The 12,835-nt window shown below is 44.6% G+C and carries 14 protein-coding genes; 12 read left to right on the forward strand and 2 right to left on the reverse strand.

All coding sequences use genetic code 11. From position 1 onward, the window contains the following. The first annotated feature begins 5 nt into the window (after nt 1-5). The 4 genes from B5G00_RS09765 to B5G00_RS09775 all read left to right on the forward strand — a co-directional run bounded on the left by B5G00_RS09765 (nt 6) and on the right by B5G00_RS09775 (nt 4,446). Nucleotides 6-1,667: a DAK2 domain-containing protein gene (locus B5G00_RS09765; RefSeq protein WP_087272134.1), complete on the forward strand. Its 1,662-nt coding sequence runs from the start codon at nt 6-8 to the stop codon at nt 1,665-1,667. A gap of 26 nt (nt 1,668-1,693) precedes the next feature. Next, a complete protein-coding gene (locus B5G00_RS19510) occupies nt 1,694-1,816 on the forward strand; it encodes a hypothetical protein (protein ID WP_275532370.1) in 123 nt (40 codons plus the stop codon). Next, nucleotides 1,813-3,870 carry an ATP-dependent DNA helicase RecG gene (gene recG / locus B5G00_RS09770; RefSeq protein ID WP_087272137.1) on the forward strand — a complete coding sequence of 686 codons (2,058 nt, stop codon included), beginning with the start codon at nt 1,813-1,815 and terminating at the stop codon, nt 3,868-3,870. Before B5G00_RS19510 ends, recG begins: the two co-directional genes overlap by 4 nt. Before the next feature lie 165 nt (nt 3,871-4,035). Further along, nucleotides 4,036-4,446 carry a DUF6465 family protein gene (locus B5G00_RS09775; RefSeq protein WP_242971329.1) on the forward strand — a complete coding sequence of 137 codons (411 nt, stop codon included), beginning with the start codon at nt 4,036-4,038 and terminating at the stop codon, nt 4,444-4,446. A gap of 133 nt (nt 4,447-4,579) precedes the next feature. Here B5G00_RS09775 and B5G00_RS09780 read toward each other — a convergent pair whose 3' ends face one another. Continuing rightward, nucleotides 4,580-4,804 (reverse strand): alpha/beta-type small acid-soluble spore protein, encoded by a 225-nt coding sequence (locus B5G00_RS09780; RefSeq protein WP_087272141.1) that lies wholly within the window; start codon nt 4,802-4,804, stop codon nt 4,580-4,582. Nucleotides 4,805-5,090: 286 nt separating this feature from the next. Here B5G00_RS09780 and B5G00_RS09785 point away from each other — a divergent pair, with 286 nt between their 5' ends. Genes B5G00_RS09785 through B5G00_RS09800 form a run of 4 tightly spaced genes read left to right on the forward strand, consistent with a single transcriptional unit; the run spans nt 5,091 to nt 7,300 of the window. Next, on the forward strand, nt 5,091-5,483 hold the full coding sequence (locus B5G00_RS09785) for a methylglyoxal synthase (protein ID WP_087272144.1): 393 nt from the start codon (nt 5,091-5,093) through the stop codon (nt 5,481-5,483). Nucleotides 5,484-5,502: 19 nt separating this feature from the next. Then, a complete protein-coding gene (gene rsmD, locus B5G00_RS09790) occupies nt 5,503-6,054 on the forward strand; it encodes a 16S rRNA (guanine(966)-N(2))-methyltransferase RsmD (RefSeq protein WP_087272147.1) in 552 nt (183 codons plus the stop codon). A 2-nt stretch (nt 6,055-6,056) separates the two neighbouring features. Next, nucleotides 6,057-6,548 carry a pantetheine-phosphate adenylyltransferase gene (gene coaD / locus B5G00_RS09795; protein ID WP_087272150.1) on the forward strand — a complete coding sequence of 164 codons (492 nt, stop codon included), beginning with the start codon at nt 6,057-6,059 and terminating at the stop codon, nt 6,546-6,548. Nucleotides 6,549-6,607: 59 nt separating this feature from the next. Continuing rightward, a complete protein-coding gene (locus B5G00_RS09800) occupies nt 6,608-7,300 on the forward strand; it encodes an ATPase (protein WP_087272153.1) in 693 nt (230 codons plus the stop codon). Here B5G00_RS09800 and B5G00_RS09805 read toward each other — a convergent pair. Further along, complete coding sequence (locus tag B5G00_RS09805) at nt 7,268-8,212, reverse strand: hypothetical protein (protein WP_087272156.1); 945 nt, start codon at nt 8,210-8,212, stop codon at nt 7,268-7,270. The two genes, B5G00_RS09800 and B5G00_RS09805, sit on opposite strands and share 33 nt — an antisense overlap. A gap of 133 nt (nt 8,213-8,345) precedes the next feature. Between B5G00_RS09805 and B5G00_RS09810 the strand changes: the two genes are divergently transcribed. From B5G00_RS09810 to B5G00_RS09825, 4 genes are all read left to right on the forward strand, one after another. Further along, nucleotides 8,346-9,797 carry an aminoacyl-histidine dipeptidase gene (locus B5G00_RS09810; protein WP_087272158.1) on the forward strand — a complete coding sequence of 484 codons (1,452 nt, stop codon included), beginning with the start codon at nt 8,346-8,348 and terminating at the stop codon, nt 9,795-9,797. Between the two features lie 91 nt (nt 9,798-9,888). Beyond that, a complete protein-coding gene (locus B5G00_RS09815; protein ID WP_242971330.1) occupies nt 9,889-10,554 on the forward strand; it encodes a M23 family metallopeptidase in 666 nt (221 codons plus the stop codon). Between the two features lie 52 nt (nt 10,555-10,606). Then, a complete protein-coding gene (locus tag B5G00_RS09820) occupies nt 10,607-11,440 on the forward strand; it encodes a GTP pyrophosphokinase (protein WP_087272161.1) in 834 nt (277 codons plus the stop codon). Continuing rightward, the gene (locus tag B5G00_RS09825; protein ID WP_442856328.1) at nt 11,440-12,831 is read left to right on the forward strand and encodes an RsmF rRNA methyltransferase first C-terminal domain-containing protein; all 1,392 of its coding nucleotides are present in this window, start codon (nt 11,440-11,442) and stop codon (nt 12,829-12,831) included. Before B5G00_RS09820 ends, B5G00_RS09825 begins: the two co-directional genes overlap by 1 nt. The last annotated feature ends 4 nt before the right edge of the window (nt 12,832-12,835 follow it).

The following is a 12,835-nucleotide window of genomic DNA, read 5'->3' on the forward strand; positions in this document are numbered from 1 at the left end:
TTGTTGTGAATACCAATACTGTTGATGCAAAGATCCTTGGACGGATGTTTCTTTCAGGGGCCAAGAATCTGGAAGCAAAGAAAGAGTGGATTAATGAGCTGAATGTTTTCCCGGTTCCTGATGGAGATACAGGGACAAATATGACTTTGACCATTATGTCTGCGGCGTCTGAGGTGAATGCACTGTCAGATCCGGATATGAAAAGTCTGGCAAAGGCCATATCTTCCGGCTCTTTAAGAGGGGCGAGAGGTAACTCCGGAGTTATTCTGTCACAGCTTTTAAGGGGATTTACAAAGGTTATTGAGAAGCATGAGGAGATTGATGCTCCCATTTTTGCAAAAGCTTTTGAGCGGGCAGTAGAAACGGCTTATAAAGCAGTCATGAAGCCAAAGGAAGGTACAATCCTTACGGTGGCTAAGGGCGTATCAGAAAAAGCATCAGAAATTGCAGAGGACAGTGAAAGCCTGGAGAGTTTTTTTACAGATGTGATTGCAGAAGCGGAGACAGTCCTTGCCAAAACACCAGAACTTTTGCCTGTCTTAAAAGAAGCAGGAGTGGTAGATTCCGGCGGACAGGGGCTTGTAGAAGTGCTGAAAGGCGCCTTTGACGGCTACCTGGGCAAAGAGATCAATCTGGATTTTGAGAAACCGGCAGTAAAGCTTACGGGAACAAAACCGGTATCGGCAGAAGAGAGTGATATCAAATTTGGATATTGTACAGAATTTATTATCATGCTGGAAAAAGAATTTACCGATAAGGACGAAGAAGATTTTAAGGATTATCTGATGTCTATCGGAGATTCTTTGGTAGTAGTGGCAGATGACGATATTGTGAAAGTCCACGTCCATACCAATGACCCGGGAGAAGCCATCCAGAGAGCTCTGACCTATGGACAGCTTTCCAATATGAAGATTGACAACATGCGTCTGGAGCATCATGAGAAAGTGATAAAAGAAGCAGAAAAAATGGCGGCTCAGCAGGCGGCTCAAAAAGCTGCAAAACCGGAGAAAGAAGTTGGTTTCATCTCTGTATCCGTAGGCGAAGGTATGGGAGAGATTTTCAAGGAGCTGGGAGCCGACTACCTTATCCAGGGCGGACAGACTATGAATCCCAGTACAGAGGATATGCTGAAGGCTATTGAAGAAGTAAATGCGAAAAACATATTTATCTTCCCGAATAACAAAAATATTATACTGGCTGCAAACCAGGCCAAAGACCTGACGGAAGATAAAAATATCGTAGTCATTCCGACCAAAACTATTCCCCAGGGAATTTCGGCTATGATCTCCTATGTGCCGGAAAAGAACGTAGAGGAAAATACCGCAGAGATGATGGAAGCTATCGGGAATGTAAAGACCGGCCAGGTAACCTATGCGGTACGTGATACCAGAATTGATGACAAGGAAATCCATCAGGGCGATATCATGGGAATCGGCGACAAGGGTATTCTGTCAGTAGGACAGGATATCCAGGATGTAGCTGTGGAAATGACAGGGCAGATGACAGATGATGACTGTGAATTGATCAGCATATATTATGGAGAAGAAGTTACAGAGGCAGATGCAGAGGAAATTTCTTCCCGTCTGGAAGAGTTGTATCCGGATTATGATATTGAGATCAACTATGGCGGACAGCCTATCTATTACTACGTGATTTCTGTAGAATAATAAAACCGGTATATGGTTTCCTTGTGATGAAAGTAAATGAAATTGTACACAGGAAGATTCAGATGAGCTGGAAGAGGACTGCGGCATTGAAAGATGCAGCAGTTTCCTTCCAGCCTCTTTTTACCATCAAAGCAGGAGTGAGAGAATGAGAGAACAGGACAGTATACGAACAATTAAAGGAATTGGTGAAAAGACGGAAAAGCTCCTGGGAAAGCTGGGGATATTTACAGTGGGAGATTTCCTGCGGTATTATCCCAGAGACTATGATGAATATCGGGAACCCGTAGAAATCCCACAGACGACTCCGGGAAAGAAATGGGCGGTACTGGCAAGACTTTCTGGAAAAGTAGGGGTGAAAAATACAGGCAGGCTTACGGTTATTACCGCCAGCGCCAGAGAAGGAGAGGAGACTCTGTGGTTTACCTGGTATAATATGCCTTTCCTCAGAAATACTCTGAGGCCGGGAGGCCTGTATATTTTCCGGGGACTGGTAGTGGAAAAAAAGGGAAGAAAGACTATGGAACATCCGGAAATCTTCTCCAGGGAGCAGTATGAGGAACGGCTCCATGTCCTCTATCCGATCTACAGTCTGACCAAGGGACTGACCAATAAATTCATGGCAAAGACTATGAGACAGATACTGGAAGAAAGGGAGATGACCCAGGAATATCTTCCGGAAGAATACAGGACTCATTATCAGCTGGCAGAGTACAATTATGCAGTAACCCATATTCATTTCCCAGAAAACAGAGAAGACATGATACTGGGAAGAAAGCGTCTGGTCTTTGATGAGTTTCTGCTTTTCGTTCTCTCTGTTCGCATGATGAAAGAAAAGAACCAAAACCAAGAGAATGCCTTTCATTTAAAACCAGTTTGGGAGACTGAAAACATTATTGAAAATCTGCCCTATTCCCTTACAAAGGCTCAGAAGCGGGTCTGGAATGAGATTGAGACAAATATGACCGGGGAGCATCTTATGTCCAGACTGGTCCAGGGAGATGTGGGAAGCGGGAAAACCATTATTGCTTTTCTGACTATGATTCTGGCTGCAGCTAATGGATATCAGGCAGCGTTGATGGCGCCTACAGAGGTCCTTGCCCGACAGCATTATGAGGGTTTGTGCAAGCTTTTAGAGGAACAGGGCCTTTCCTATCAGGCAGTGCTGCTCACAGGCTCTACTAAGGCCAGGGAGAAAAGGGAAATCTATAAACAGATTGAAGATGGAGTAGCAAAGCTGATTATTGGTACCCATGCATTAATCCAGGAAAAAGTCTTCTATCATGACCTGGCTCTCGTGATCACAGATGAACAGCACAGATTTGGAGTTGACCAGAGAGAGGATCTTTCCAGAAAAGGACAGAAGCCCCATGTGCTGGTTATGAGTGCAACGCCTATTCCCAGAACTCTGGGGATCATCCTCTATGGGGACCTGGACATATCCATTATGGATGAACTTCCTGCCAGGCGGCTCCCCATAAAAAACTGTGTAGTGGATACTTCTTACCGGCCAAAAGCTTATAGATTCATTGAAAACCAGGTCCAGCAGGGAAGACAGGTTTATGTGATCTGTCCTATGGTAGAAGAAAGCGAAGGATTGGAGGCAGAGAACGTGCTGGATTACAGCAAGATGCTTTCTGAGATCCTTCCTTCTCAGATTAAGGTAGCGTACCTCCATGGGAGAATGAAAGCAGCCCAGAAGAACGAGATCATGGGAGCGTTTGCCCGAAATGAGATACAGGTGCTGGTATCTACAACCGTTATTGAGGTAGGCGTAAATGTTCCAAATGCTACAGTGATGCTGGTAGAAAATGCAGAGCGGTTCGGACTGGCCCAGCTTCATCAGCTAAGAGGGAGAGTAGGCCGGGGAGAGCATCAGTCTTACTGTATCTTTATTTACGGAGGCAATGATGAGGAGACCAGAAAACGGCTGGATATCCTGGTTAAATCTAATGACGGATTTTTCATAGCAGGAGAGGACCTGAGACTGCGGGGCCCGGGAGATCTGCTGGGTATACGTCAGAGCGGCATGCTGGAATTCCGACTGGGAGATATTTTTCAGGATGCGGATATCCTGAAAAAAGCCAGTGAGGCAGCCGGGTCCATCTTGCTCCTGGACCCGGAGCTGAGTCTGGAACAGAACAGCCGATTAAAGGATCGGCTTCTGTCCTATGCCAGGGATAAAATGGAGTCTCCGGGGCTGTAATCCAGGGCTTACGATGCCATATAAAACCATGAATTTTTGATTCTGACTGTATGTTATGTTTCTGTAAAAAACCATAAACTTCCGGGAAAAACTTGAAAATTAAAAAAAAAAGGTATATGATAAACGGGACATTTAGAGTTGGAAGTATAAAGGAGGAGAATTTTTATGTCACCAAGAAAGACAACATCAAAAGCAGCTCCGGCAACAAAAGCTGCTGTGAAGACAACTCCGGCGAAGACAGAAGAATCTAAAACAGAAACTGCTGCTGCTGAAAAGAAAGCACCGGCAAAAAAAGCAACACCAGTAAAAAAAGAGACCACTACCGTTAGAAAGACTGCTGCTAAAAAGACTGTAGAGAAGGCAGAAATAAAAGAATCTGTATTTGTTCAGTTCGCAGGTGCAGAGTATAATTTAGATGATGTAAAAGCCAATGTAAAAAAAGCATGGATGGCTGAAACTGGCAAAAAAGAAAGCGATATCAAGGATATCCAGATTTACGTAAAGCCTGAAGAGCATGCTGCTTACTATGTAGTAAACGGCGAATTTGTAGAAGGCGGAAGAAAAGTAGAGTTATAAGTTAAGTTTTTATAATTCCAATATAAATGTTGTAAAATTTCAGGGCAGGAGACATCAGCTGTTGATATCTTCTGCCCTGATTTTTTGCCATGAGGTCCTGCTCTATATTTTTACGGCAGGAAATTATGGCTTTTTAGTACTGCTGAGAACTTCCGCTGGACATCTGTCTTTCCTGAGCTTCGATCATTTTCTTGACCATATATCCGCCGACAGAACCGTTCTGCTTAGAAGTCAGATTGCCGTTGTAACCGTCTGTGAGGGGCACTCCCAACTCATTGGCTACCTCATATTTAAAACGGTTTAATGCGCTTTTTGCCTCTGGCACTGCAGCTTTGTTAGAAGAATTACTGTTAGGCATTTTTAGTTCCTCCTTTGAAAGTTGTTTTTTGTTACAGTGGTAGTATATGAAAATAAATAAAAAATACACTAGAAGTTCTTTCATGTTTTGACAAATTCTGAGAATTATATTACAATAAGAAATCAGACTTATAGAAAGGAAAAGGGATTCAGAAAGGCAGTACAGAGTATTTTGGAGAGAATTGCCATTGCTTTGTAAAAAATGTATAAATTTATAAATGATAATTGAAAAAAGTTAGCGTTTTTGCTATAATGATTTTTGACAAAAAATAATGAGGATGATGCAGATGAACATAGGAATTATAGCACATAACAGTAAAAAGGCTTTGATCGAGGATTTTTGTATTGCATACAAGAATATTCTTTCAAAGCATGAGATATATGCTACAGGGACAACAGGTAGAAGGATTGAAGAAGCTACGAATCTTCATGTCCATAAATTTCTTCCTGGCAGTATGGGGGGAGACAAACAGTTTACGGAGATGATAGAGAGAGGAGACATTGATATGGTCATCTTTTTCTACAATCCGGCAATGATCGATCCCAAAGAACCAGATGTATATCAGATTTCCAGGTGCTGTGATCAGTACAATATTCCCATTGCTACCAATATCGCAACGGCAGAATCACTGATACTGGGACTGGAACACGGGGATCTGGATTACCGTCTGAATCCCTGACATCGAAAAGGACTAATATATGAGAGTAATTGCAGGAAGCGCAAAAAGTATGCCCCTGAAGACAATTCCGGGTTTGGACACAAGACCCACCACAGATAGGATCAAGGAGACCCTTTTTAACATTCTCCAGCCCTATATGTGCGGATGCCGGTTTCTGGATATTTTTGCCGGAAGCGGCGGAATCGGGATTGAAGCATTGAGCAGGGGGGCAGATTTTTGCGCCTTTATTGAGAAAAACAGAAAAGCAGTAAAAATCATTGAGGAGAACCTGAAATTTACCAGGCTGGACAACAGAGCCAGGATTCTGGGGCAGGAGGCGCTGACAGCACTCCGCCTTCTGGAGGGTGAGGATCCCTTTGACTGCGTTTTTATGGACCCTCCCTATGGAAAAGGACTGGAAGAACAGGTACTGGCAGTTTTGAAAGATGCTTCTTATGTAAGCGAGGAGACGCTGATCATTGTTGAGGCATCTCTGGATACAGATTTTTCTTATCTGGAAAGTTATGGATTTGCTACTGTCAGAGAAAAAAAATATAAGACAAACATGCATGTGTTTATCAGAAAGGCATAAGTATGGTGAGAGCAATCTATCCGGGGAGTTTTGACCCCGCCACATATGGTCATTTAGATATTATCCGCAGGGCTGCAGCGCTTTTTGACGAGGTGATTGTAGGAGTTTTGAATAATTCTGCAAAAAGTCCGTTGTTTTCTGTGGAGGAACGTGTTAATATATTAGAGAATATAACAAAAGATGTGCCTAATGTAGCGGTTACATCTTTTAGCGGGTTATCCGTAAATTTTGCAAGAAGCTGTAACGCAAAGGTGATTATCCGGGGACTGCGTGCTATTACAGATTTTGAGTATGAACTTCAGATGGCTCAGACCAACAGGGTATTGGCCCAAGATGTAGATACCATGTTTTTGACTACTAGTCTTGAATATGCCTACCTAAGTTCTACAACAGTGAAAGAAGCCGCCTATTTCGGAGCAGATATTTCCAAGTTTGTACCGGAATACGTGGTGCGCAAAGTAGAGGAAAAATATCGGCGGAATCCTGCCGGATGATAAGAGGCAGAAAGATTCTTCCGCAGCCAGGAAGAAAATACATTAAGGAGAAATGAGAAATGAGCAGCAGAATTGAACAAATCATTGAGGAAATCGAGGAATATGTAGAGAGCTGTAAATATCAGCCTTTATCCACAACAAAGATTATTGTAAATAAAGAAGAAATTGAAGAACTTCTGCGGGAACTGCGTCTGAAAACTCCTGATGAGATTAAACGTTATCAGAAGATCATCAGCAATAAAGACGCCATTCTGGCAGATGCCCAGTCAAAAGCAGATAATATTATTGAAGACACCAAGAAGCAGGTTCAGGAAATGGTGAAAGAGTCCGAGGTTATGCAGCAGGCATATGCCCAGGCAAATGAAACCATCAACAGTGCAAACCAGCAGGCCCAGGCAATCATTGATGCGGCTACTAATGATGCAAATGCTCTTCGCCTGAGCGCGGTGTCCTATACAGATGAGCTTATGGGCAATATGGGACAGATTGCTTCCAGTATGCTGGAAAATGCCGCCGGCAAGTATAATGAATTTGTACAGGCTCTCCAGGCATCTTTAGATGTGATCCGTCAGAACAGAGCAGAACTGGCGCCTCAGCTTCAGGGTGGGACGGCTCCTCAGAGTGCAGCACCTGTACAGGAAACTGTTCAGAATGACTATCAGGAAGACAGCCAGGCAGAATATGAAGATGATGACGAATACGATGATGAATATGATGATTTAGATGACGATTTTGACGATTTCGATGAATAATCTTCCAAGGAGCAGGGTGAAAAGGGAGGAGCAGGACTTTCCCTTCAGGTAAGGAGACAGAGGAAGGTCTGTTTCGGCCAGCATGGATTTTGACTGGAAAGCGATGCAAAGTCCTCCGGAGGCAGTAAGAGCCATAAGCAGAGGAAAAGAGACAGACAGATTCCAGTTTCTCTGAGCAATGGCCATAGTTCCAGTGGTGATTTCTGTAAATCCCAGCAGCAGACATTTCAGGTCAGCAGGAAGACCAGGTAAAAGCTCCAGGATTCCCTGGATAAGGGAAAACAGGATGATATATCCCCCCAGCTTGGTAATCGACAAAAAACTGTTCATAATAGAGGCGTCCAGCGCTTCTCCCCAGGAGAAAGCGGCGGATGCCTCTTTTCTTTTGAATTCTGGGAGAGAATTTTCATCAAAGGAATAGCAGCGGCGGAAAAGCAGAGAGGTGAAAAAACTGGAGAGATAAAGGACTCCATAGGCAGGAAGTATGAGCCATTCCCTGTGGAGAAGTTCTACGCAGAGATAAGAAGAGAGAAAGGCAGGTCCGGGATGATTGGAAAAAGTCAGAAGGTAGCAGGCCTCCTGCCGGGAAATCCTGTGGTCCTGATAAAGGTCTGCTGCAGTTTTTGCCCCCATGGGATAACCACAGAAAATTCCTATGAGCAGACCGTATCCCCCCATAGGTGTGAGATGAAAAACAGACTTCCAAAAGCCTTTTGTGATAGCCAGAAGCTTTTCTGCAAAGCCGGCTTTCATGAAAAGCCCGGAGATTATCATAAAAGGAAGCATGGAGGGCAGAAGGGTGTTGAACCAGAGCATGAGACCGGCTCTGGCACATGCTACGGCAGTTTTTGGAAAGAAAAGAAGATAAAGTAAAAAACAGGAAAAAGACAGACAGAAGAAAATGCGTTTCATAGAGAATGTCCTCCAACCTTTATTAAAAATATATGAAAAGCAGGCTTTTTCATGACTGGAAAATGGAGGCTTGCCATTTCTCAGGGAATGTGTAAGAATAAGAGAGGAAATCAGGAAAACCAGGAGGTAGAATATGTCTGTTTTAAAAAATTTACAGCCGGAACGTGTATTTTATTATTTTGAGGAAATTACAAAGATTCCCCACGGCTCAGGAAATACAAAGCAGATCAGCGATTATCTGGCGGAATTTGCCAGAAACCATGGGCTGAGATATATACAGGACGAAAGCAATAATATTATCATTTTTAAAGAAGCATCTAAAGGCTATGAGAAGGCACCCTGCGTGATTCTTCAGGGCCATATGGATATGGTGTGTGAGAAGACTCCAGGCAGCGCTCACGATTTTACCAGGGACCCTCTGAAACTGGTGGTAGAAGGGGATTATATTTCCGCAGAGGATACCACTCTGGGAGGGGATGACGGCATTGCAGTAGCTTATGCTCTGGCAATCCTGGAGGATGACAGCCTTCCTCATCCTGCTCTTGAGGTGCTGATCACAGTAGATGAAGAAATCGGACTTCTGGGAGCAGCAGCCCTGGATACTGCACCGCTGAAAGGAAGATATCTGATTAATCTGGATTCTGAGGAGGAAGGATATCTCTGGGTAGGATGTGCAGGAGGACTTACCGCTCAGACCAGCATACCAGTGAAATACCAGGAGACCAGGGGTATGAAGTACGAAATTACGGTGTCCGGACTTCTGGGGGGACATTCCGGTGCTGAGATTGATAAAAACCGGGCCAATGCAACCCTTCTTTTAGGAAGATTCCTTTTTGAAGCCAGAGAAAAAGAGGACTATGTTCTGGCAGAGCTGGAAGGAGGGCAAAAAGACAATGCCATTCCAAGGACAGCCAGGGCACTGATATTGGCGGATAGTAAAGCTGGTGCAGAACTCCAGAGTTTTGCCAATGAATTTACAGAGAATCTGAGGAAAGAATATGCGGGCAGTGATGAAGGCATTACAGTTACAGTAGAGGCAAGAGGAGAAGGAGAAGAACCCACACTTCACCCGGTAAGCCTGGAAAAGCTCCTTTTCTTCCTTCTTCACTATCCTAACGGAATCCAGAAGATGTGCGGTTATATGGAAGGTCTGGTGGAGACTTCCTGCAACCTGGGAATTGCCAGACTGACCCAGGAGGATTTCCAGTGTTCAGCCAGTGTCCGCAGTTCTGTAGCTACAGAGAAAAAGGCTCTGGCAGATAAGATTGCTTATCTTACTGAATTTTTAGGCGGGGAATATAAAGCAGAGGGAGATTATCCTTCCTGGGAGTATAAGCAGGATTCGAAACTCCGCCCTTATATGGTGGATATCTACGAGAAACTTTATCATACCAAACCAGAGGTAAAGGTTATCCATGCAGGACTGGAGTGCGGCCTTTTCTATGAGAAAATTCCGGGACTGGACTGTGTGTCTCTGGGACCTGATATGAAAGATATCCATACTACAGAAGAACAGCTGTCGATATCTTCTGTTAAAAGGGTATGGGAATATCTGCTGGAAGTTTTGAAAAATCTGAAAGGATAATGTCATAAATGCCTCTGTCCGTGCATAAAATGATACACTGGTAAGAACTTATTGCCGCCGGGTATCGTCTTTGGAGGACGGAGGTGTTTTTTTGGGAAGATGTCTGCTGTTTTTATGGCTGCTTTTATTTGCAGACGCTTTGCTTCTGGGAAATCTGGAGGAAAAAACCTCTCTTGGTGTGCTTCGGGAGGCGGGAATCCCTCAGGAGAGCTTTCAGGAGGCAGGAATCAGCAGTGAAGATGCCCTGCTCTATGTAGAATTCTGGGAAGATCTGGAATACTTTCCCCTGGCTTTTCCCTGCAGCCGTAAAGAAGAGTTTTTCTTTGAGAATGGCTGGCACGATAAGAGAAATTATGGCGGGGAAAGGCTCCATGAAGGCTGCGATATTTTCGGCAGTCAAAGTATCAGCGGTTATTATCCAGTGGTGAGCATTACTGACGGAGTAGTAGAGCAAGTTGGGTGGCTGCCTCTAGGCGGCTGGCGGATCGGCATCCGCAGTTCGGGAGGCGGATATTTTTACTATGCCCATCTTTCTTCCTATGGCCGGAAGTTTACAGAGGGAGAAAAGATAAATGCCGGAGAACTGTTGGGATTCCTGGGAGACAGCGGATATGGAACAGAAGGAACGACAGGAAAATTCCCCCCTCATCTCCATCTGGGAATCTATGTGCGGACGGAAAAGGAAGAAGAGTATGCCCTGAATCCCTATCCGGTACTGAAGTTCTTACAGGAAAAGCAGAAAATTTTTTTCTATTAAAAAGAAAAAAAATATGCTATACTTTTAAGATATAGTTAAGGAGTAATGTGTTATGGAAATACGTTTGTGGCGTGAATTGCTGATCCCTTATGAACTTGCAGTGAAAGAGCTGGTTATGAAGTTTAACCATCTGAAAAAAGAGCATCAGGAGAAGGACTTGTACTCTCCCATTGAAGAGGTGACAGGGAGAGTGAAATCCATCAACAGTATTCTGGAAAAAATGCAGAGAAAGAACATATCCTGGGAAGAATTGGAAGAAAAAGTAGAAGATATTGCCGGAGTGCGGATCATCTGTCAGTTCTATGAGGATATCGAAAAAGTGGCGGACCTGATCCAAAAGCGCAGTGATATGAAGGTCCTGGAAATCAAGGATTATGTGACCCATATGAAGGACAGCGGATACCGGAGTTATCATATGATCATTTCCTATGCCACAGAGACCCTAGATGGGAAAAAAGAAATCCGGGCAGAAATTCAGATCCGCACCCTGGCTATGAATTTCTGGGCAACTATCGAGCATTCCCTTCAGTATAAGTACAAGGGGAATATGCCTGCCCATTTGGCAGAGCGGCTGACTAATGCGGCGAATTCTATTATCCAGCTGGATACGGAGATGTCTTCTGTTCGAAATGAGGTTATGGATGCACAGAATTCCATGCTTCATCAGTCCAACCTGGTGGCAGATATTCTGAATAATATTGAAAACCTGTATCATTATTCCAATAAGAGAGAAGTGGCAAAGATACAGGATGAGTTTTACAGAATCTACAAAAGAAAGGACCTGCAGCAGCTTGAGCGGTTTCACAGAGAACTGGACATTATAGCGGAAGGATATCAGGCTCAGGCGCTGAACTTTAAAGGAGTTGAGGGGAACTGGCAGAGATGATAGAATTACCGAAAAAATTTAAAGAAGAGATGAAAGAGCTTCTGGGAGAGGAGTATCCCGTTTATCTGGCTACCTATGACCAACCAGTGCGCCAGGGACTGCGATTTAATTCCCGAAAGCTGACAAAGGAAAAGTGGGAGGCAATGGACCCTTTTGGGAGTCAGCCGGTTCCCTGGACGAAAAATGGATATTTTGTGGAAAAGGAAAAGGGGGAGGAGAAGGGCGCTGGCCCTTCCGGACACCCCTATTATTATGCAGGGCTTTATTACATACAGGAACCCAGTGCTATGACTCCGGCCAGCCGTCTTCCGGTGGAGCCGGGGGATCGGGTTTTGGATCTGTGCGCTGCACCGGGAGGAAAGGCCACAGAGCTGGGCTGCCGGCTGTCGGGGAAGGGCTTTCTGGTGGCAAACGATATCAGCAACAGCAGAGCAAAGGCTCTTTTGAAAAATCTGGAGATGACAGGTCTGGCCAATTACTATGTAACCAGCGAGGACCCGGAGAAACTCTGTGAAAAGTTTCCGGAATATTTTCATAAAATTCTTATCGACGCCCCCTGTTCCGGGGAGGGGATGTTCCATAAAGAGCCCCAGATGGCCCGGTATTGGGAAGAGAAGCCTCCGGCTTATTATGCCCAGATTCAGAAACGTCTGATCCTTCAGGGAGCAGATATGCTCCGCCCCGGCGGCATGCTACTTTACTCTACCTGTACCTTTTCCAAAAAAGAAAATGAGGAAGTTATCGCTTATCTTTTAAAGGAACGGCCAGATATGGAGACAGTGGAGCCGGAACCCTATGAAGGATTTTCCAAAGGTTTTCCTTTAGAAGGAGAGGCAGAAGAGATGAATGGACAGCTTCAGAAATGCATCCGTCTCTTTCCCCATAAGATTTCCGGAGAAGGACATTTTGCAGCTCTGATAAGGAAAAAAGGAGAGGCTGCAGAAGAAAGGCCGGCAAAAGAAAAAAGTATTTCCCTGCCTCTGCCGGTCCAGGATTTCCTGAAGATGACGTCCATGGATTTTTCCCGGGGATTTTTTAAGATGGAGGGCGAGAGGGTATACTTTCTTCCTGAGGGAGGAGCGATGCCCAGACTCCGGTATCTCCGCACAGGACTGTATCTTGGGGAGGCAAAGAAAAACCGTTTTGAGCCCAGCCAGGCTCTGGCTATGGCTCTTTCACCGGAGACTTTTGACTCCTGTATCAACCTTTCCTCAGAAGACATCAGAACTGTAAAATATCTGAAAGGGGAGACCATTGAAACAGGCGATATCCCTACAGCCCGAGAAACAGGCTGGCAGCTGGTATGTGTGGAGGGATTCGCTCTGGGCTGGGGCAAGCTAAACAACGGAATCCTGAAGAATAAGTATTATGCAGGATGGAGGCTTAGATAGTTGA

Source organism: Blautia sp. An46 (assembly GCF_002161645.1).
Lineage (GTDB): Bacteria > Bacillota > Clostridia > Lachnospirales > Lachnospiraceae > Blautia > Blautia ornithocaccae.